Origin of the sequence: Hydrogenophaga sp. (assembly GCF_022844385.1) — a bacterium.
Taxonomy (GTDB): Bacteria; Pseudomonadota; Gammaproteobacteria; order Burkholderiales; family Burkholderiaceae_C; genus Hydrogenophaga.
In genome coordinates this window covers 1-18,227 of record NZ_JALHLX010000017.1, presented here as the reverse complement: position 1 = coordinate 18,227, position 18,227 = coordinate 1, and the positions used below count along the sequence as shown (strand labels likewise).

Here is an 18,227-nt window from a genome sequence, read left to right as displayed (position 1 = left end):
CCCATGACATTCCACGTCGTTGCCATCTCCGGCAGCCTGCGCAAGAGTTCCACCAACACCATGGCACTGCGCGCGGCGCAGCGCCTGGCGCCCGAGGGCATGGCGATCGAGATCGTCGACATCGCCGACATTCCCTTCTACAACGACGACGTGCGTGCCGCCGGTGAACCTGCCTCGGTGACGGCACTGAAAGCGAAGATCGCTGCTGCCGACGCGGTACTCATTGCCACGCCCGAGTACAACTTCTCGATCCCCGGCGTGCTCAAGAACACGCTGGACTGGATGTCGCGCCCACCGTCGCCTCCGTTCGACGGCAAGCCGGTGGCCATCCTCGGCGCGAGCCCCGGCCCGGTGGGCACGGCCCGCGTGCAGTACCACCTGCGACAGGTGCTGGTGTTCCTCAACGCCTTCACGCTGAACAAGCCCGAGGTGTTCATCAACCAGTCGGGCAGCAAGTTCAACGCCGAAGGTGAGCTGACCGACGAGACCACCGCCAAGTTCATTGGCGAACAACTGGTGGCCTTGCGCACGCTCGCCGAGCGCGTCAAGCCGCGCTGAATGCCTGGGGGCTGCAAGCCCCCGCGACAGCAAAAACACCATGGTCTGATTAAGATTCGCCGGCCATTCAAAAACACCGGAGACACCATGTTCGACACCGCGATTGCAGGCAGCCTGCCCAAACCGGCCTGGCTGGCCGAAACCGAAAAACTCTGGCCGCAGTGGAAGACACAAGGCCCCGAGTTGCAGCAGGCCAAGGCCGACGCCACGCTGCTGTGGATCAAGGCACAGGAAGACGCAGGCCTGGACGTGATCGGCGACGGCGAGCAGGCGCGCCAGCACTTTGTGCACGGCTTTGTGGAGCAGGTCGAAGGCATCGACTTCGAGCACAAGGTGACCATGGGCATCCGCAACAACCGCTACGACGCGCAGGTGCCGCAAGTCGTTGCCCCGCTGCGCCTGAAGGGCCGCGTGCACGCGTTTGAAGCGCAGCTCGCGCGCAAGCACACCAAGAAGAAACTCAAGTTCACCCTGCCTGGTCCCATGACCATCGTGGACACCGTGGCCGACCGCTTCTACGGCGACAAGATCAAGATGGCCATGGCCTTTGCCGAGCTGCTCAACCAGGAAGCGCTGGCGCTGCAGGCCGACGGCGTGGACATCATCCAGTTCGACGAACCGGCCTTCAACGTCTACATGCAGGACGCGGCCGACTGGGGCGTGGCCGCACTCGAGGTGGCCGCGCGCGGCCTCACCTGCACCACCGCTGTGCACATCTGCTACGGCTATGGCATCAAGGCCAACGTGGACTGGAAGCAGACGCTGGGCGAACAATGGCGCCAGTACGAGCAGGTGTTTCCGGCGCTCGCGAAAAGCAGCATCGACCAGGTCAGTCTGGAGTGTTTCCATTCGCACGTGCCGCCCGAGCTGATGCAGCTGCTGGAAGGCAAGGACGTGATGGTGGGCGTGATCGACGTGGCCAGCGATGTGATCGAAACACCCGAGCAAGTGGCCGACACCATCGGCCTGGCGCTGAAGTACGTGCCGAAAGACAAGCTCATTGCCTGCACCAACTGTGGACTCGCGCCCATGAGCCGAGAAGTCGCCATGGCCAAGCTCGAAGCGCTCGCACAGGGCGCCGCGCTGGCGCGCCAACGCTACGGAGCCTGACATGCGCGCGCCCCTGCCACCGGCCGATGTGGCCGACCTGGGCCTGTGCCCGACGCGCATGCGCCGCCTGGTGGATGTGTTTCAAGCCGACGTGAACAGCGGCCGCCTGCCTGGTGCGGTGCTGGTGCTGGCCCGGCACGGCCGCATTGCATTGATGGAGTCGGTAGGCCAACTCGACCCGGCACGCGACGCGCCCATGTCGATCGACGCCATCTTCCGTATCTACTCCATGACCAAACCCATCGTGTCGGTGGCGGTGATGATGTTGATCGAACAGGGTCGCTTGAAGCTTGCCGACCCGGTGCACCTGCACCTGCCGGAATATGCAAACCAGCAGGTGGCTGTGAGCGCACCCGGGGGCGTGACGCTGCGCCCGGTGCAACGCGCGGCCACGGTGCAAGACCTGCTGCGCCACACCGCCGGTCTCACCTACGAATTTCTCGGCGACTCGCCGGTGCAGCAGCGGTACCGTTCGGAGAACATGGGGTCGCGCGCGCGCAGCAACGCCGAGTTCAGCCAGGCACTGGCCGCCGTGCCATTGATGTTCGAGCCGGGCAGCATGTGGGCCTACAGCCGCGCCACCGATGTGCTGGGCCGGCTCATTGAAGTGATCACGGGACAGACGCTCGCCGAGCACCTGCAGCAGGCCATCCTGACGCCGCTGGGCATGAAAGACACGGCGTTTGTGGTGCCCGAAGCCGACCACCCGCGCATTGCCGAGCCCTTTGCACACGACCCCGACGGCGGCATTCCCATGCGCCTGATCGACCCGCGCGAAGCGCCGACGCTGCAGAGCGGTGGCGGCGGGCTCATGAGCACCGCGGCCGACTACGCGCGCTTCCTGCAGTTCGTGCTGAACAAGGGTGAGCTCGGTGGCGTGCGCCTGCTCGGCCCGCGCACGGTCGATTTCATGACGGCCGACCACCTGGGCCACATTCCCGGCAGCGACCCTGCGCTGCTGCCGCCGGGTCATGGTTTCGGTCTGGGCTTTGCAGTGCGCACGGCGCCGGGTGAGGCGCCCATGCCGGGTTCGGTGGGCACGGTGCACTGGAGCGGCATCGGCGGCACCAGCTTCTTCGTCGACCCGGCCGAACACCTCTTCGGCATCTTTCTCGCACAAGCACCCAACCAGCGCGAGCACTACCGCGCGGTGTTCCGCACGCTGGCCTACGCGGCGCTGGTGGACTGAGCGGGGCATCTCTGCATGGCAATGCGAAGCACGGTGGAGTTGCGGCAGCTGGCGCTGGACACGCGGATCGGCACCTGCGGCCCGGGCGACACCGTGCCGACCCTGCACCTGCTCGACCTCACGCTGTCGATCGACCCGGCGCTGGTGTTGATCGGGCAGGACGGCATGGCACAGGTGTTCGACTACGACCCGCTGGTGGCCGAGATCGTGCGGCTGGCTCGGGATGGCCACCACGAAACGCAGGAACGCCTGATCACGCGCATCGTTCACGCATGCGCGGCGTTCGCGCAGGTCGAGGCGGTGGATGTGGTCTTGAGCAAGTCGCCGGTGCACGCCGGTTCGGGATCGCTGGGCGTTCGGCTGGTCGCAGACGGCGCCGCGCTCACCAGCCTTCGATCAAGGCCCGGCTGAGCGCGCCTGTTTGTAGGTGGCGCGCTGGTCGCTGAAGCGCCGCACGCGGCGTCGCCAGGCGCGGTAGCTGCCGGGCGCCAGGTGGGTGCGCATCAGCGCCTTCACCTCATCGGGGCTGAGTCCATGAAGGCCGCGGATCTGCTCGAAGCTGACCTCGTCGCTCAGCGCCATCTGGATGATTTCGCCGATGGTGCCGGCGTCCAGCGGAGGTCGCTTCACGCCTTGCCCACAGCGGCCCGGGGTTGCCACCGGAAAAACATGGGATACACCTTCTCCACCACCGGTCCGTTGAAGTCCCAGGCCAGGCACTGTCCCAGGTGCACCGGGGGCGTTCCATCGGACGGCGGTGCAAACGAATCCGAGCGGGTTTGAAACGCGGCGGTGGCCAGGTTGAACAACAACTCGCGCAGGTGGGTGCAGCCCTGGACGCCCCCAAGATGGCGCTGGATGGTGTGGCGCCAGCCTTTGCCCAGCACCTCGCCCACCAGACCCTGCATGGGCGCCATGGCTTGCGGGCAGGGGCCGTGCGGATGTGCATCCATCGCCACCGCGATGTCGCGGATCACCATCGTGTTGTCCACCGTGACGCGCAGGTGCATGTGGTGCACCGGCTCGCCGGCTTCCCAGCGTCGCTCGCCCTCGATCTCGAAGCTGTGGGGCTTGCTGTCGTGCAGCGTGCCTTCAATGTCCCACAGACCGTCTTCTCGGTGAAAGCCGCGGTACTCGACGCGGCGCGTGTGCATGGAAGTGCGGGGCTGGGGGGCGGGCAGGGGCAAAACGGTTTCTCCAACTGGGGCGATTCAATGCGATGATTTTCGGGCATGGAAGCCGGTGGCACACTGACCCTTTGATCGCCCAGGAGACACGCCATGCCGCACGACCACGACCACAACCACGACCATCCCCACGAGCACGCGCCCGCCTGGAAGCACGACGGCGTGCGCGTGGTGCCCGGCAACCAGCTCGACGGCAACGTGCCTTCAACGCCGGGTATGGACCGCAAGGCCGCGATCAATTTTGCGCGAGTGGGGGCGCAGAAGCTCTGGGCCGGCACCGTCACCATCCACCCCGATGCCAAGACCGGCGCCCACCACCACGGCCCGCTGGAGAGCGTGATCTACGTGGTGAAGGGCCGTGCGCGCATGCGATGGGGCGAGCAGCTGGAGTTCACGGCCGAGGCCGGCCCGGGTGATTTCATCTACGTGCCGCCCTTCGTGCCGCACCAGGAGATCAACGCCAGCGCCACCGAGGTGCTGGAGTGCGTGCTGTGCCGCAGCGATGGCCAGGCGGTGGCGGTCAACCTGGACATCGCGCCGGTGGAAAAACCCGAGCAGGTGCTGTGGGTGGACCCCACGCACCCGACCGGCGCGGTCTGAGCGTCAGCTTCTGATCGACGCTTCGAGTGCCATCGCAGCGCTGAGCGCCTTGGCATCGCGCCAGCGCGGCCCGATCACCGTCACACCCACCGGCATGCCGTGGCGGCCCACACCCGTGGGCACGTGCACACACGGCACACCCAGCAGGCTCCACATGCGGCTGAAGATGGGGTTGCCGGTGGCGTCCAGCCCCAGCGGCGCTTCACCGGTGGCGCTCGGTGCGATCAACACATCCACCTGGCTCAACAAGTTCTCGATCTCGCCGCGCGCGTGGATGGCCAGTGCATGAGCCTCGGCCAGCCGCGCGCCGCTCACTGCCGCACCACTGGCCAGCACCTCGGCAAACGCCGGGCTGAACAGGCCCGCCTGGTGGTTGCGCTCGGGCGCGAACGCGGCCCAGGCCTCAAAGCCCATGATGTCCATCTGGGCCTGCGCCAGACCCGCCCACGCGCCCGGGACCACCGCCTCGACGAGGCGCGTCCCCAGCTTGTCGAAGTGGTGCGCGGCAAGCTGCAGCGCGCGGCGGGCGTCTTCGTCGGCCAGTTCCCAATGCGGTGTGTGGCACACGCCCACACGCCAGCCCTTGACGGGTGCCATCGGCAGTTCGATGCGCGAGAGCGCGTTCACGAAGAACGCGGCGTCGTCTACCGTGCGTGCGAACACACCGGCGGTGTCCAGCGTGGGCGAGAGCGACTTGATGCCCGCCATGGGCAACAGGCCGAACGTGGGCTTGTAGCCGACCACACCGCAGTAGGCGGCGGGCCGGACGATGGAAGCCGCGGTCTGCGTGCCGAAGGCCAGCGGCACCATGCCGCAGGCAACAGCAGCCGCAGAGCCGCTGGACGAGCCGCCCGGGGTGCGCGGTGCATCGGTGGCGGCGCGCGGATTGCGCGTGACGCCGGGCTTGAAGGTGGCGAACTCGGTGGTGACGGTTTTGCCCATGACCACGCCGCCGGCCTCGCGCACGCTGGCGACCACGGCCGCGTCCACCGCCGGGCGGTGGCCGGCGTAGATCGGCGAGCCGTAGGTGGTGGGCATGTCGACGGTGTCGATCAGGTCCTTCACCGCAATCGGCACGCCCGCCAGTGCGCCCTGCGCGCCAGCACGATCGACCGCTTGCGCCTGCTCGATCACTTGATCGGCGTCAAAGTGCTGCCAGGCCTGGACGCCGGGTTCCTGCGTCTCGACGCGGTCCACGAAGGCGCGCGCCACGGTCTCGGCGCTGAGCTCGCGTCGCGCCACGCGCGCAGCGACCTCGCGTGCCGACAAGTTGTCCAGGTTCTGCATGGCATGCCTTGATCAGGTGAGTCGAACAGCCGACCCGTCAGTGCTGCATTTTGAAGGGCTGCTGACGGCTTGAAAGCCACTGAAGCGACAGCCGCAGCGGGGTTCTGCGCAGCGGGGCAAGCGGGCGCCGCTACCATGCGCGCATGAACTACGAACAGATCCTCCTCGAACAAGCCGAAGCCTTTGCCCTGCACCTCGGTGAACACATTGACCAGATGCCCGAGCGGGACGACAGCCACCGCGCGCAGGCCGCCGCGCTGGCCTGCGAACTCAGCATCGAACACGCCTACGCGCTGCGCATCCTGTTTGCCACCGGCGCCCAGAACGCGGCTTGTGCGATGCTGCAAGTGCAATACGACGCGCTGGTGCGCGCTGCGTGGTATGCCTATGTGGCCACCGACGCCGAGCTGGAGGCCATGCTCGATCCGAAACAGACGTTCACCCGCCCCTACCCCGGGCGCATGGTGCATGGGCTGAAGGAGCAGTTGGCGGGTGAGCCCGCACTGGCAGGGCTGGTGAAGCCGCTGCTGGCCATGAACGACGAGTTCACCGAAGCGCTGGGCATGCTCGAACAAGGTGGCATCAACCCGCTGCAACACGCCGGCGTGGGCTTTCCCGTGGACCTGTTCGACACGGTGGTGCGCTGCTCCAACGGCCTCATGTACCTGGCGTTCCGCCTGCTGGCCCGGCAAGGCCCGGCCGGCGGATTCATCCAGCGCATGGACGGCGCCCTGGCGGGCTTTGAAGACGCATTGCCCATGGCCTGCTTTCAGGACCCGAAGCGGGCCGGTTGAAACGTCCTAGCGCGGCTGGCGCTGGATGCGGATGGACTGCACGGTGCCCGAGCGGATGCGCACCGTGGCCATCAGGTTGCCAGGGCCGCGGTCGTAGATCCAGTCGTCGATCTGCAGACAAGGCACGGCTTTGCCGGCGAAGGGCTCGGGCACCAGCGATTTGTTTTGAAACACCGGTGCACAGAAGCTGTCCTGGAGCTGGGGGCGGCCGCATTTCTGCAGCAGCGACGCACGGGAGTCGCCTTCTTCCACAGTGCCCCCTCCGCAACGCAGCGCGTCGGCGTGCGCGGGCAATGACAGCCAGGCAAGCACCAGCAACAACCCCAGACGACCCCGCAGACCCATGTGAACCTTTCGCATTCAAGAGCCTGCAGTGTGCATGGGATGTGTGTCTGGATTGTGTGTACCGACCACACACCGTGTCAGCGGGCCGCGCCGGGCGACAACGGCAACCCTAGGGTCACCAGAGTGCGGAATCGCGCATGTCCTCGATCTTGCGGCGGCTGCGGCTGCGCCTCACGCTCAGCACACCGCCCAGAACGATCAGCAGCAACACGCAGGCCACGGCCAGTTCGCCAAAACCCAGGTGACGACCCAACCAGACCGACATCAGCCACGAGATGCCAAGCAGGCACGCGGCGATGGCTGCAGCTGCAAGGGCTATGTACGGTAAGGAACGCAACATGGGAGGGTGGGCTCGGGTGTTCTCAAGGACATGCGCCAGCCTGGGCGGGCGCGGGAGGAGCAGAGCATCTGCCGTGCATCCCGGGCTTTGCATTCTCGCACCAAGGCACGGAATTGCGTCACTACACTCTCCCCTCCTTGTGTGCGCCGATGGCCGCACATCAACGGCCCGGAAAATGGCCACCAAAGAACTACAAAAGGTCGGTGAACTGACGATGGACTTCCTGATTCTGCTGATGCTGGTGCTCTCGGGCGTGTGGTTTTTGCGTTCGATGGAACAACGGCGCCGCGTGGCCCTGCTGGGCAGTTTTCTGGGCAAGTACCAGATCGAGGCACTGATGGAGAACCTCACGCAGGGCTACCTGCGGGCTCTGGGCGAAGACGACCCGGCGCGGCGCGAGCAGATCCTGAACATGCTGGCGGCGGCCGAGCAGTCAGTGGCGCTGCAATTCGGCAGCTTTGCCACCGAGTTCGCCCGGGTCGATGAGGAGCCAGCACGGGTGAGCACTGTCGGCATGGCGTTGCCCTTTGCCACCCGCCTGCTGCCCAAAGCCACGTTTGACGTCCGCGAGGCCTTCCGCATTCACGCGCGCGGACTGGCCCAAGCGGCGAGCAACGAGATGCAACGCTCACCCCGGGACAAGGCGTTCACGATGTCGGCCGAATTGCTGCTGATGCAGCACACCTGTCACTGGTTCTGCCGCTCCAAGGCGACCGCTTCGGCACGCACGCTGGTGCGCCACCAGACGCCCTACGAACAACTGGTGGCCTCGGTGGCCCCGGCCACGCGGCGCGACTACCTCGCGCTGGTGCAGGGCTGAGCCGTCTCAGTCCGGGGCGGGACCATTGAGCAAGCCCGCATCGAGTTGCTGCAACAACGCGCGCAACGCGTCTGCGTTCTTCGGATCCTGGGCGCTGTCCAGGGCGTCCACCAACACGTCGCGCACCGCGTCGGCCGTGACCAGTTCCATGTCCCAGTCGGGGAACAGCCTTTCACGCACTTCTTCACCCGAGGTCAACACCACCACGGTGTGGTGCCGGGGGTCTTGCTTGAGCAGCGCGAGAAGTGCAAGCACGCTGTCGCGCGGGCCTTCGAGCCATTGAAAGAAGATGCCGCTGCCCAACACCAGGAGGCCGGTGATGCTGCGCGCCGGGTTGCAGCGCCGCGAAGTCTCGATGATCTGATCCACGGCGGCGGCGTCCACGCCCTCGGTGGCGCGGCTGCAGTACACGAGGTTGTAAAGCAGCGGAGGATTGTGGCCCTGCAAGGGTTCGTCGGCCCGTTCGGTGTGTTGGGTGTTCATGGTTCAGCCCCCCAGACCGGCAAACACGTTCTGAACGTCTTCGTTGGCATCCAACGCCGCGAGAAACGCCTCCACCTCTTCCAGGTGTTCGGGACTCAAGCTGCCCGGATCGATCGGGTTCCTGGGCTTGTAGCCCAGCTTTGCCGAGACCACGGTGAACCCTTGTGCCGGCAGCGCACGGCTCACGAGGTCGAGATCGGTGGGGTCCGTGAGAAAGACCACCAGACCATCCTCGTCTGCAGGATGGAAATCCTGCGCGCCGGCCTCGATGGCGGCCAGTTCCGGATCGGCATCTTTCCTGGCGGCTTCGGCTTCGATGATGCCGAGGTGATCAAAGTCCCACGAGACCGAGCCCGAGGTGCCCAACTGCCCCTTGCGGAACAGCACGCGCATGTCGGAAGCCGCGCGGTTCACGTTGTCGGTCAGGCACTCCACCATCACCGGCACCCGGTGCGGGGCGAAACCTTCGTAGATCACGTGCTCGAAGTGAACGGTTTCCCCGGTGAGCCCGGCGCCCTTCTTGATGGCGCGGTCCAGCGTCTCTTTGGGCATGGACACCTTGCGCGCCTGCTCGACCACCAGCCGCAGCCGCGAATTCGCCGCCGGGTCGGCACCGTGACGCGCGGCGATCATGATGTCTTTGGCCAGCTTGCCGAACAGCCTGCCTTTGGCGTTGGCCGCCAGATCCTTGTGTTTTGCTTTCCACTGCGCGCCCATGGCAATCTTCCTTTGAGTTGACGCGCGAGTTTACGCGCCGGCTATTGGGCGCCGTAGTAAATCCCTCCCACACCGACCACACGACCGGACTCCAGCGAGGCCTTGTCGAACAGCCTGCGCAGCGATTGGGCGGGGGTCGAGCTGGCGCGAGGGTCGCGCTGGGCCGATTCGGCCAGGGCGAGGGTGATCTCAATGACTTGAACGAACTGCGTGCGCGCCGCCGGATCGCTGCGAAACGCACCGACACAGGCGGGCGAGGTGTTCAGGATCAAGCCCTCCACCGCTACCCGCATGCAGTCCCTGGTGAAGTCCAGCGCCTGGCTGCGTGCAGGCAGTGACAGCAACACGCTCACCAGAAACAGCAACGCCCAGCTGTGCGACCGAAGGTCCAGGGGCTGGGCGTTGCAAGGAGGGGTTGGCGCGGGCATGGCCTGATTTTCAGGCCAGCCCTTTGCCAGCGGATGACGAGGAAGCGCCGCCGGGCCGGCAGCGGCGTCCGGCGGTCAGATCTTCGCGGTGGTGATGTAGCTGTCGTAGCGCCACTCGGAGAAGCGGCTCCACAGGATCTGGTCGCGCTGGAAGGCGCGCATGTCCTGGTGGATCTTCTTGAACTCGGGCGACTTCGCTTCGTGCGCAGCGAATACTTCCATCGACGCCTTGAAGCCGGCGTCCATCACAGCCTTGGAAAACGGCATCAGCTTGGTGCCACCGGCCACCAGGCGCTTGAGCGCTGCAGGGTTCTGGGCATCGTACTTGGCGGTCATGTCGCGCGCGGCCACGGCACCTGCAGCCCGGACAATGGCCTTGTTCTCGGGCGACAAGGCATCAAAGGCCTTCTTGTTGATGAAGAACTCCAGCTCGGCGCCGCCTTCCCACCAGCCAGGGTAGTAATAGAACGGCGCGACCTTGTTGAAGCCCAGACGCTCGTCGTCGAACGGGCCCACGAACTCGGTGGCGTCCAACGTGCCTTTTTCCAGCGCCTGGTACACCTCACCGGCGGGCATGTTTTGCGCCACCACGCCCAGCTTGGCCATGGCCTCACCGAACAGGCCGCCGCCCATGCGCATCTTCAGGCCCTTGAGGTCGGCGACGGTCTTGATTTCCTTGCGGTACCAGCCACCCATCTGGGTGCCCGTGTTGCCGGAACTCATGGAGACGATGTTGAACTTGCCGTAGAACTCGTCCATCAGCTTGCGGCCATTGCCGTGCTCCATCCAGGCGTCCATGTGGCGCGCGGTCAGGCCGAAAGGCACTGCACAGCCAAATGCAAAGATGGCGTCCTTGCCGGTGAAGTAGTACGGCGCAGTTTGCGCCATTTCAATCGTGTTGTCCTGGATGGCATCCACCACACCAAAGGCCGGCACGATGTCGCCTGCGGCGTGCAGCGACACCTCGAACTTGCCACCTGAGAGTGCCTTGACGGTCTCGGAGAATTTCTCGGCCGAACCAAAGATGGTGGGCAGTGATTTCGGGAAGCTGGACGCCAGGCGCCAGCGGACAGCCGCCTGTGCGTGGACAGCGGGGGCGATACCAGTGGTCAGCACGCCGGCGATGCCAGCGTTCTTGATCAGGGAACGACGATCCATTGGAACAATACTCCTGAGATGGGTGAAGGAAACAGCGAACCGTGCAATGGCTTGCAAGAGACAGACGCCCCAAGGCAAAACACATTTCTGTGGCGGCAGACCCCACCACAAACGTCGGCACAAACAAAAAAGCCCTCGTGTCCGAGGGCTTGGTTGCCAAGCAAGTGCTTGTCTGGTTGGTTGCGCGGGCAAGATTTGAACTTGCGACCTTTGGGTTATGAGCCCAACGAGCTACCAGGCTGCTCCACCGCGCGTCAAGCCTATGATTCTATCACGCTTTGTCGGCGTCTGCGGCTGGCGCAGCATCTTCTGCACGATCAACCAACTCGACGAGCGCCATCGGAGCGTTGTCGCCCACGCGGTAACCCATCTTCAGGATGCGGGTGTAGCCACCAGGACGTGCAGCAAAGCGCGGGCCCAGTTCGTTGAACAGCTTCACGACCACATCGCGGTCGCGCAGGCGGTCAAATGCCAGGCGGCGGTTGGCCACGGTCGCGACCTTGGCCAGCGTGATCATGGGTTCCACCACGCGGCGCAGTTCTTTCGCCTTGGGCACCGTGGTCTTGATGACTTCGTGCGTGAGCAGCGAATTCATCATGTTGCGAAGCATGGCGAGGCGGTGCTCGCTGGTGCGGTTGAGTTTTCTAAGTCCGTGTCCGTGACGCATTTTTCATCCTTTCAGTTGTTTTGCCCGCAGCCGTGTCAGGTACTGCGAGTTCGTCCGTGGCCGGCTTCGTGCCGGCTTGCGGAATTTCAGTGCTTGTCCAAACCGGCCGGTGGCCAGTTCTCAAGCTTCATGCCCAAGGTCAGGCCGCGCGAAGCGAGCACTTCCTTGATTTCGTTGAGCGACTTGCGACCCAGGTTGGGGGTCTTCAGCAGCTCGTTTTCGGTGCGCTGGATCAAGTCACCGATGTAATAGATGTTCTCGGCCTTGAGACAGTTGGCCGAACGCACGGTGAGCTCGAGCTCATCGACGGGACGCAACAGGATCGGGTCGAACTGCTGCGAGCTGCGCTGGGCAGGGGCTTCGAAATTCAGTTCGGCGCCTTCCAACTGTGCGAAAACAGCCAGTTGCTCAACCAGAATCTTGGCCGATGCGCGAACCGCTTCTTCCGGGCCGATGGAACCGTTGGTTTCGATCTCCAGCACGAGCTTGTCCAGATCGGTGCGCTGCTCGACGCGGGCGCTCTCAACCGTGTAGCTCACGCGCTTGACGGGCGAGAACGAGGCGTCCAGCACGATGCGGCCGATGGAGCGTGCCTGGTCGTCGTTGCGGCGCAGGCTGCCCGGCACGTAACCACGGCCCTTTTCGACCTTGATCTGCATGTCGAGCTTGGCACCAGCGGACAGCGTGGCAATCACGTGACCGGGATTCACGATCTCGACGTCGTGCGGGGTCTGGATGTCGGCGGCGGTCACGAGACCTTCGCCATCTTTGCGCAGGCTCAGCGTGACTTCATCGCGGTTGTGGAGCTTGAACACCACACCCTTGAGGTTCAGGAGCATGTTGACCACGTCTTCCTGGACGCCGTCGATGGACGAATACTCGTGCACAACACCGGCGATGGTGACTTCGGTCGGCGCGTGGCCGGTCATGGAAGACAACAAAACCCGGCGCAGGGCATTGCCCAGCGTGTGACCATAGCCGCGTTCGAAAGGCTCGAGCGTGACTTTGGCTTTGTTGGCCGAGACTTGCTCGACGTTGATGGTTTTGGGCTTCAGCAGATTGTTCAGCATTCAAACTTCCTTCAGTACCCTCGGCTCGTTACACCGATAAGGCAGATGGAGCATGGCCCGGCCGCACCCGCAAAGGTGCCTGCCGGGAACGAAATTAACGGGAATAAAGTTCGACGATCAACGATTCGTTGACGTCGGAGGCGAACTCGTCGCGGTCAGGCGACTTCTTGAACACGCCTTCGACCTTTTCCACCGACACGTCCACCCAGGCCGGGAAACCGATCTGTTTGGCCAGCTCCATGGCTTCCAGCACGCGGCCCTGCTTCTTCGACTTCTCGCGAACCGCAATGACGTCGCCAGCCTTGACCGAGTACGAAGGAATGTTGACCGATTTGCCATTCACCAGGATCGCCTTGTGCGACACGATCTGACGCGCTTCGGCGCGGGTGGAAGCAAAACCCATGCGGAACACGACGTTGTCCAGACGGGCTTCGAGCAGGAACAGCAGGTTCGCACCGGTGTTGCCACGACGGCGATCGGCTTCTGCGAAGTAGCGGCGGAACTGACGCTCCAGCACTCCGTAAGTGCGCTTGACTTTCTGCTTCTCGCGCAGCTGCACGCCGAAGTCGGAGGTACGCTGACCCGAGGTGCGGCCATGCTGGCCGGGCTTGGAGTCGAACTTGGCCTTGTCGCTGATCGAGCGGCGGGCGCTCTTGAGCAACAGGTCGGAGCCTTCACGGCGGGAGAGTTTGGCCTTGGGGCCTAGGTAACGTGCCACGTTGATGTCCTTGTGTTTCTGCCGCAACCGACATCAGACGATGTCATTGCGGGAGCCACTCCTTAAACGAAGTGGCGGTGGGCTTAGCAAAAAATGCCACCGCAGGCGACTGCGGTGGCGCTCGAAAAAAAGCTTTCCATTGTACCGCGAGAGCGGTACCGCCTCAAATGCGGCGGCGTTTCTGCGGACGGCAGCCGTTGTGGGGAACGGGAGTCACGTCAGAGATGGAATTGATGCGGATGCCGAGAGCGCCCAAAGCGCGCACCGACGATTCGCGACCAGGACCCGGACCTTTGATCTCGACGTCCAGGTTCTTGATGCCTTGCTCAATGGCAGCACGTCCAGCCACTTCCGAGGCCACCTGGGCAGCGAAAGGCGTGGACTTGCGTGAGCCTTTGAAGCCCTGGCCACCAGACGATGCCCACGACAAGGCATTGCCTTGACGGTCGGTGATCGTGATGATGGTGTTGTTGAACGAAGCGTGCACATGCGCGATGCCGTCGGCAATGTTCTTGCGGACTTTCTTGCGGACGCGTGCGGATGCGCTGGTGGAGGGTGACTTGGCCATGGGAATCCTTCGAACCGATTACTTCTTCAGCGACTGGGCCGCTTTGCGTGGACCTTTGCGCGTGCGCGCATTGGTCTTGGTGCGCTGACCGCGCAGCGGCAGGCCACGGCGGTGGCGGAAACCGCGGTAGCAACCGATGTCCATCAATCGCTTGATGTTCATGGTGGTCTCGCGGCGGAGGTCGCCTTCGATCGTGAACGTGCCGACCTGATCGCGCACTTTTTCAAGCTCCGCGTCGCTCAGGTCCTTGATCTTCTTCGTGTAGTCGATGCCGCACGCCTCGCAGATCTTGCGAGCGCGGGTGCGACCGATACCGAAAATTGCCGTCAAGCCGATTTCAGCGTGCTTGTGCGGCGGAATGTTGATGCCTGCAATACGAGCCATGATGGTCCTCTAAACTTCAATCAGCCTTGACGCTGCTTATGACGCGGATCGGTGCAAATGACTCGCACAACACCGTGCCGCTTGATGATCTTGCAGTTGCGGCACATTTTTTTGACCGAAGCCGAAACTCTCATAGTCTTCTCCTAGATATTCCAAAAAATATTCAACAACCAACCACTCACTTCGAGCGGAACACGATCCGCGCCCGGGTGAGGTCGTAGGGCGTGAGCTCTACTTTGACTTTGTCGCCAGGCAGGATCCGGATGTAGTGCATCCGCATCTTGCCGCTGATGTGTCCCAGCACCACATGACCGTTTTCGAGCTTGACCCTGAAGGTCGCATTGGGGAGGTTTTCAACCACCTCTCCCTGCATCTCGATCACGTCGTCCTTGGACATACAAACCACTCAACTCCCGGGTGAGGTCTTGAAATTGGCCTTTTTCAGCAGCGAGTCGTACTGCTGCGACATCATGTAATTCTGAACCTGGGCCATGAAATCCATGGTCACCACAACAATGATCAACAAAGAGGTACCACCGAAGTAGAACGGCACGTTGTATTTCAAGATCAGGAATTCGGGAAGCAGACACACGGCGGTGATGTAGATGGCACCTGCCAATGTCAAACGAAGCAAGATCTTGTCGATGTAGCGCGCAGTCTGGTCGCCTGGGCGAATGCCGGGAATGAATGCGCCGCTTTTCTTCAGGTTGTCTGCCGTCTCGCGGCTGTTGAACACCAACGCTGTGTAAAAGAAGCAGAAGAAGATGATGGCTGCCGCATACAAGGCAACATAGATCGGCTGACCTGGCGACAGCGCAGAAGCGATGTCGCGCAACCAGCGCGTGGAGTCACCCGTACTCACCCAGCTCACCACCGTGGTTGGCAGCAAGATGATGGACGAAGCAAAGATCGGAGGAATCACACCCGCCATGTTCAGCTTCAAAGGCAGGTGCGACGACTGGCCACCGTACACCTTGTTGCCCACCTGGCGACGCGCATAGTTCACCAGGATCTTGCGCTGTCCGCGTTCGACGAACACCACGAAATAGGTGACGAGAACCACCAGCAATATGATGAAGATCGCAATCAGGATGTTCATGGCACCGGTGCGAACCAGCTCCAGCAAACCACCTACCGCACTCGGCAGACCTGCGGCAATGCCCGCGAAGATCAGGATCGAGATTCCGTTCCCCAAGCCGCGCTCGGTGATCTGCTCACCCAGCCACATCAGGAACATGGTTCCGGCCACCAGACTGACCACAGCGGTCAGACGGAAACCCATGCCAGGATCGATCACCAGTCCGGTCTGGCCTTCCAGTGCAAGCGCAATGCCCATCGACTGGAAGATGGCGAGTCCGAGCGTGCCGTAGCGCGTGTATTGCGTGATCTTGCGACGTCCGGCTTCGCCTTCTTTCTTCAGCTGCTCAAACGTCGGCACCACGTAGGTCATGAGCTGCATGATGATCGACGCCGAGATGTACGGCATGATCCCCAGTGCAAACACTGCGAATCGCGACAGCGATCCGCCCGAGAACATGTTGAACAGGCTCAGAATGCCGCCCGCCTGCCCCTTGAACAGCTGCTCAAGTTGCGCGGGGTCAATGCCCGGCACGGGGATGTGCGCACCAATGCGGTACACCACCAGAGCGAGCAGCAAGAAAACCAGCCGGCGACGCAAGTCGCCGTATTTGCCGGTTTTTGCCAGGGACGTGGATCCAGTTGCCACAGGTCGGTTCCGTCGGGTTCCGGTCAGGCGATCGAGCCGCCAGCGGCTTCGATCACGGCTTTGGCACCCGCGGTGACCGTCACGTCCTTGAAGGACACGGCACGCGTGAGTTCGCCCGTCTTGATGACCTTGACGCGCTTGGCCAGGTGCGGCACGAGGCCTGCCTGCTTCAGCACGAGCATGTCCACATCGGCCACGTTGAGCGCGCTGATGTCGGTCAGCGTGACTTCGGCGTTGAACTGCAGCTGGGTCGACTTGAAGCCGCGCTTGGGCAAGCGACGCTGCAAAGGCATTTGACCGCCTTCAAAGCCCACCTTGTGGTAGCCGCCCGAACGGGATTTTTGACCTTTGTGGCCACGACCTGCGGTCTTGCCCAGGCCAGAGCCGATGCCGCGCCCCACGCGACGCTTGGCGTGCTTGGAGCCTTCAGATGGCTTGATGGTGTTGAGTTGCATGTCCGTGACCCCGATCAGAGAACTTTGACCAGATAGCTGATCTTGTTGATCATGCCGCGCACGGCAGGCGTGTCCTGCAGCTCGCTGGTGCTGTTGAGTTTGCGCAGGCCCAGACCGCGCACGGTGTCGCGGTGGGATTGCTTGGTTCCGATGGGGCTGCGCACCAACTGAACCTTGACAGTGTTTTGAGTGGTCATGATCGCTCCAATCAACCCAGGATGTCTTCAACGGACTTGCCACGCTTGGCAGCCACATCGGACGGGGTGGTTGAATTCTTCAGGGCGTCCAGCGTGGCACGCACCAGGTTGTAGGGATTGCTCGAGCCATGGCTCTTGGCCACGACGTCGGTGATGCCGAGCACTTCGAACACAGCGCGCATCGGGCCGCCAGCAATGATGCCGGTACCTTTGGAGGCTGGCAGCATCATGACGTTGGAAGCGCCGTGTTCACCGTGCACGCTGTGGTGCAGGGAACCGTTCTTGAGCGACACCTTGATCATGTTGCGGCGAGCGGCTTCCATGGCCTTCTGCACGGCCACCGGCACTTCACGCGCCTTGCCCTTGCCCATGCCCACGCGGCCATCGCCGTCGCCGACGACGGTCAGTGCTGCGAAACCGAGGATGCGACCGCCTTTGACCACCTTGGTCACGCGGTTGATCGCGATCATCTTCTCGCGCAAACCGTCTTCGTTCGCTTCGTTCTTGATGTTTGCCGTAAATTTAGCCATTTTGTGGTTTCCGTTTGATCAGAACTGCAGGCCGGCTTCGCGGGCGGCGTCTGCCAGGGCTTTCACCCGACCGTGGTAGGCGAAACCTGAGCGGTCAAAAGCCACCTTTTCAATGCCGGCGGCCTTGGCCTTCTCGGCGATGCGCTTGCCGATGAGGGCTGCAGCAGCGGCATTGCCACCTTTGCCAGCGCCACCGATCTGGGCACGCACTTCGGCTTCGGCCGTGGAGGCCGAGGCCAGCACCTTGGCTCCGTCGTCGGAGATGACGCTCGCATAGATGTGCAGGTTGGTGCGGGTCACGCACAAACGAACAGCACCCTGCTGCGCAATGCGGATGCGCGTTTGACGGGCGCGGCGCAGTCGTTGCTCTTTTTTGGTCAACATGATCCTGATCCTTATTTCTTCTTGGTTTCCTTGATCACGACCTTTTCATCCGCATAACGGATGCCCTTGCCCTTGTAAGGCTCGGGGGGGCGCACGGCCCGCACTTCGGAAGCAATCTGACCAACACGCTGACGGTCCGAACCCTTGATCAGGATTTCGGTCGGCGTCGGCGTTTCCACCTTGATACCGGCAGGCATGTCCATCACCACCGGGTGGGAGTAACCCACCGTGAGGTTCAGCTTGGTGCCTTGTGCCTGGGCCTTGTAGCCCACGCCCAGCAGGGTAAGCTTCTTCTCGAAGCCCTTGCTGACGCCGTTGACCATGTTGTTCACCAGCTGACGCATGGTGCCCGACATGGCGTTGGCTTCGCGAGATTCGTTCACGGGAACGAAGGTCAGCGCGCCGTTGTTGCTTTCAACCTTGACCAGCGCGTTTTGCGCCAGCGCCAGAGCACCCAGGGTGCCCTTGACGTTGATCAGGTCGTCTTTGACGGCGATCTCGACCCCGGCAGG

General features: G+C 63.3%; 29 protein-coding genes and 1 tRNA gene. 7 read left to right on the top strand and 23 right to left on the bottom strand.

What is annotated here, in order from left to right:
- The first annotated feature begins 3 nt into the window (after positions 1-3).
- From Q0C59_RS05655 to Q0C59_RS05640, 4 genes are all read left to right on the top strand, one after another.
- Positions 4-558 (top strand): NADPH-dependent FMN reductase, encoded by a 555-nt coding sequence (locus tag Q0C59_RS05655; protein ID WP_291212867.1) that lies wholly within the window; start codon positions 4-6, stop codon positions 556-558.
- Between the two features lie 87 nt (positions 559-645).
- Positions 646-1,668, top strand: a complete 1,023-nt coding sequence (locus tag Q0C59_RS05650; protein WP_291212866.1) for a methionine synthase — start codon at positions 646-648, stop codon at positions 1,666-1,668.
- A gap of 1 nt (position 1,669) precedes the next feature.
- Positions 1,670-2,857, top strand: a complete 1,188-nt coding sequence (locus tag Q0C59_RS05645) for a serine hydrolase (RefSeq protein WP_291212864.1) — start codon at positions 1,670-1,672, stop codon at positions 2,855-2,857.
- 15 nt (positions 2,858-2,872) lie between these two features.
- Positions 2,873-3,268 (top strand): dihydroneopterin aldolase, encoded by a 396-nt coding sequence (locus tag Q0C59_RS05640; RefSeq protein ID WP_291212861.1) that lies wholly within the window; start codon positions 2,873-2,875, stop codon positions 3,266-3,268.
- Here the strand turns inward: Q0C59_RS05640 and Q0C59_RS05635 are convergent.
- Together Q0C59_RS05635 and Q0C59_RS05630 are read right to left on the bottom strand one after the other, a co-directional pair.
- Entirely contained in the window at positions 3,254-3,487 is a 234-nt protein-coding gene (locus Q0C59_RS05635) for a DUF2805 domain-containing protein (RefSeq protein WP_291212858.1), read from the bottom strand. The genes Q0C59_RS05640 and Q0C59_RS05635 overlap by 15 nt on opposite strands.
- Positions 3,484-4,044: a DUF2889 domain-containing protein gene (locus tag Q0C59_RS05630; RefSeq protein WP_291212856.1), complete on the bottom strand. Its 561-nt coding sequence runs from the start codon at positions 4,042-4,044 to the stop codon at positions 3,484-3,486. The genes Q0C59_RS05635 and Q0C59_RS05630 overlap by 4 nt, the downstream gene beginning before the upstream one ends.
- 93 nt (positions 4,045-4,137) lie before the next feature.
- Between Q0C59_RS05630 and Q0C59_RS05625 the strand changes: the two genes are divergently transcribed.
- Entirely contained in the window at positions 4,138-4,644 is a 507-nt protein-coding gene (locus tag Q0C59_RS05625; RefSeq protein WP_291212853.1) for a cupin domain-containing protein, read from the top strand.
- A gap of 3 nt (positions 4,645-4,647) precedes the next feature.
- Here the strand turns inward: Q0C59_RS05625 and Q0C59_RS05620 are convergent, their stop codons facing one another.
- The gene (locus Q0C59_RS05620; protein ID WP_291212850.1) at positions 4,648-5,931 is read right to left on the bottom strand and encodes an amidase; all 1,284 of its coding nucleotides are present in this window, start codon (positions 5,929-5,931) and stop codon (positions 4,648-4,650) included.
- Between the two features lie 143 nt (positions 5,932-6,074).
- Here Q0C59_RS05620 and Q0C59_RS05615 point away from each other — a divergent pair, with 143 nt between their 5' ends.
- The gene (locus Q0C59_RS05615; protein ID WP_291212848.1) at positions 6,075-6,725 is read left to right on the top strand and encodes a DUF6988 family protein; all 651 of its coding nucleotides are present in this window, start codon (positions 6,075-6,077) and stop codon (positions 6,723-6,725) included.
- Positions 6,726-6,731: 6 nt separating this feature from the next.
- On the opposite strand, the gene Q0C59_RS05610 is transcribed toward Q0C59_RS05615, so the two are convergent.
- Both Q0C59_RS05610 and Q0C59_RS05605 read right to left on the bottom strand, forming a co-directional pair.
- Entirely contained in the window at positions 6,732-7,085 is a 354-nt protein-coding gene (locus Q0C59_RS05610) for a DUF2845 domain-containing protein (protein ID WP_291212845.1), read from the bottom strand.
- 100 nt (positions 7,086-7,185) lie between these two features.
- The gene (locus Q0C59_RS05605) at positions 7,186-7,410 is read right to left on the bottom strand and encodes a hypothetical protein (RefSeq protein WP_291212842.1); all 225 of its coding nucleotides are present in this window, start codon (positions 7,408-7,410) and stop codon (positions 7,186-7,188) included.
- Positions 7,411-7,585: 175 nt separating this feature from the next.
- Between Q0C59_RS05605 and Q0C59_RS05600 the strand changes: the two genes are divergently transcribed.
- Positions 7,586-8,230 (top strand): hypothetical protein, encoded by a 645-nt coding sequence (locus Q0C59_RS05600; protein ID WP_407066547.1) that lies wholly within the window; start codon positions 7,586-7,588, stop codon positions 8,228-8,230.
- A 6-nt stretch (positions 8,231-8,236) separates the two neighbouring features.
- On the opposite strand, the gene Q0C59_RS05595 is transcribed toward Q0C59_RS05600, so the two are convergent.
- From Q0C59_RS05595 to rplF, 18 genes are all read right to left on the bottom strand, one after another.
- The gene (locus Q0C59_RS05595) at positions 8,237-8,713 is read right to left on the bottom strand and encodes a BLUF domain-containing protein (RefSeq protein WP_291212839.1); all 477 of its coding nucleotides are present in this window, start codon (positions 8,711-8,713) and stop codon (positions 8,237-8,239) included.
- A 3-nt stretch (positions 8,714-8,716) separates the two neighbouring features.
- Complete coding sequence (locus Q0C59_RS05590; RefSeq protein ID WP_291212836.1) at positions 8,717-9,430, bottom strand: YebC/PmpR family DNA-binding transcriptional regulator; 714 nt, start codon at positions 9,428-9,430, stop codon at positions 8,717-8,719.
- A 41-nt stretch (positions 9,431-9,471) separates the two neighbouring features.
- Entirely contained in the window at positions 9,472-9,858 is a 387-nt protein-coding gene (locus Q0C59_RS05585) for a hypothetical protein (RefSeq protein ID WP_291212833.1), read from the bottom strand.
- A gap of 75 nt (positions 9,859-9,933) precedes the next feature.
- Positions 9,934-11,016 (bottom strand): TRAP transporter substrate-binding protein, encoded by a 1,083-nt coding sequence (locus Q0C59_RS05580; protein ID WP_291212830.1) that lies wholly within the window; start codon positions 11,014-11,016, stop codon positions 9,934-9,936.
- A 177-nt stretch (positions 11,017-11,193) separates the two neighbouring features.
- Positions 11,194-11,270, bottom strand: a tRNA-Met gene (locus tag Q0C59_RS05575).
- Between the two features lie 17 nt (positions 11,271-11,287).
- Positions 11,288-11,683 carry a 50S ribosomal protein L17 gene (rplQ, locus tag Q0C59_RS05570; RefSeq protein ID WP_069045179.1) on the bottom strand — a complete coding sequence of 132 codons (396 nt, stop codon included), beginning with the start codon at positions 11,681-11,683 and terminating at the stop codon, positions 11,288-11,290.
- 86 nt (positions 11,684-11,769) lie between these two features.
- The gene (locus tag Q0C59_RS05565; protein WP_069045178.1) at positions 11,770-12,753 is read right to left on the bottom strand and encodes a DNA-directed RNA polymerase subunit alpha; all 984 of its coding nucleotides are present in this window, start codon (positions 12,751-12,753) and stop codon (positions 11,770-11,772) included.
- A gap of 94 nt (positions 12,754-12,847) precedes the next feature.
- The gene (gene rpsD, locus Q0C59_RS05560) at positions 12,848-13,471 is read right to left on the bottom strand and encodes a 30S ribosomal protein S4 (RefSeq protein WP_056269099.1); all 624 of its coding nucleotides are present in this window, start codon (positions 13,469-13,471) and stop codon (positions 12,848-12,850) included.
- Between the two features lie 163 nt (positions 13,472-13,634).
- Positions 13,635-14,039 carry a 30S ribosomal protein S11 gene (rpsK, locus tag Q0C59_RS05555; RefSeq protein ID WP_056268973.1) on the bottom strand — a complete coding sequence of 135 codons (405 nt, stop codon included), beginning with the start codon at positions 14,037-14,039 and terminating at the stop codon, positions 13,635-13,637.
- Positions 14,040-14,057: 18 nt separating this feature from the next.
- The gene (gene rpsM, locus Q0C59_RS05550) at positions 14,058-14,423 is read right to left on the bottom strand and encodes a 30S ribosomal protein S13 (RefSeq protein WP_056268975.1); all 366 of its coding nucleotides are present in this window, start codon (positions 14,421-14,423) and stop codon (positions 14,058-14,060) included.
- A gap of 20 nt (positions 14,424-14,443) precedes the next feature.
- Entirely contained in the window at positions 14,444-14,557 is a 114-nt protein-coding gene (gene rpmJ / locus Q0C59_RS05545; RefSeq protein WP_009514917.1) for a 50S ribosomal protein L36, read from the bottom strand.
- A 44-nt stretch (positions 14,558-14,601) separates the two neighbouring features.
- Positions 14,602-14,820, bottom strand: coding sequence for a translation initiation factor IF-1 (gene infA / locus Q0C59_RS05540; RefSeq protein WP_029461331.1), 219 nt, complete (start codon positions 14,818-14,820; stop codon positions 14,602-14,604).
- A gap of 9 nt (positions 14,821-14,829) precedes the next feature.
- Positions 14,830-16,149: a preprotein translocase subunit SecY gene (secY, locus tag Q0C59_RS05535; protein ID WP_291212823.1), complete on the bottom strand. Its 1,320-nt coding sequence runs from the start codon at positions 16,147-16,149 to the stop codon at positions 14,830-14,832.
- Positions 16,150-16,172: 23 nt separating this feature from the next.
- A complete protein-coding gene (gene rplO, locus Q0C59_RS05530; protein WP_069045176.1) occupies positions 16,173-16,604 on the bottom strand; it encodes a 50S ribosomal protein L15 in 432 nt (143 codons plus the stop codon).
- A 14-nt stretch (positions 16,605-16,618) separates the two neighbouring features.
- Positions 16,619-16,801, bottom strand: a complete 183-nt coding sequence (gene rpmD / locus Q0C59_RS05525; protein ID WP_056268982.1) for a 50S ribosomal protein L30 — start codon at positions 16,799-16,801, stop codon at positions 16,619-16,621.
- An 11-nt stretch (positions 16,802-16,812) separates the two neighbouring features.
- The gene (gene rpsE / locus Q0C59_RS05520; RefSeq protein ID WP_056268984.1) at positions 16,813-17,331 is read right to left on the bottom strand and encodes a 30S ribosomal protein S5; all 519 of its coding nucleotides are present in this window, start codon (positions 17,329-17,331) and stop codon (positions 16,813-16,815) included.
- Positions 17,332-17,349: 18 nt separating this feature from the next.
- A complete protein-coding gene (gene rplR / locus Q0C59_RS05515) occupies positions 17,350-17,715 on the bottom strand; it encodes a 50S ribosomal protein L18 (protein WP_291212818.1) in 366 nt (121 codons plus the stop codon).
- Between the two features lie 11 nt (positions 17,716-17,726).
- The coding region (gene rplF / locus Q0C59_RS05510; RefSeq protein WP_291212815.1) for a 50S ribosomal protein L6 at positions 17,727-18,227 on the bottom strand (501 nt) is incomplete at its 5' end.